Consider the following 317-nt stretch of genomic DNA (forward strand, 5'->3'; position numbering starts at 1 on the left):
TCGGCAGATGCCGTTTCGTCGGTGATGTCAGTCTGAGAATCATCCGTCTGGCTGTCGTCTTCATCGACGGCCAGCTCGGCCTCGTTCATCAAGAGGTCGCCCTGCTTGACAGCGTATTTTTCGGTTGAAGGGCCGAACTGACGTTCCAATGCCAAGCGGAACTGCTCATAAAGAGACTGTTTAGCCGCTTCCCACTGCGCCTCTTTCTTCTCCATCAGGTGAAGAAGTTGCGCGTTCTCCTCCTGCAGCGTCTTTACCTGATGCTGCAGTTGAGAGACTTGATGGGCGGGGGAAGCGACGTCTTTCATGCCTTATAT

1 protein-coding gene is annotated in these 317 nt (G+C 53.9%); it reads right to left on the minus strand.

Going from position 1 to position 317, the window contains the following annotated elements:
- On the minus strand, positions 1–308 hold a 308-nt coding region (locus tag M8006_RS17880; RefSeq protein WP_488592961.1), incomplete at its 3' end, for an IS66 family transposase.
- Between the last annotated feature and the right edge of the window lie 9 nt (positions 309–317).

Origin of the sequence: Halomonas llamarensis, from assembly GCF_023555005.1 — a bacterium.
In the GTDB taxonomy this organism is placed as follows: Bacteria; Pseudomonadota; Gammaproteobacteria; order Pseudomonadales; family Halomonadaceae; genus Vreelandella; species Vreelandella llamarensis.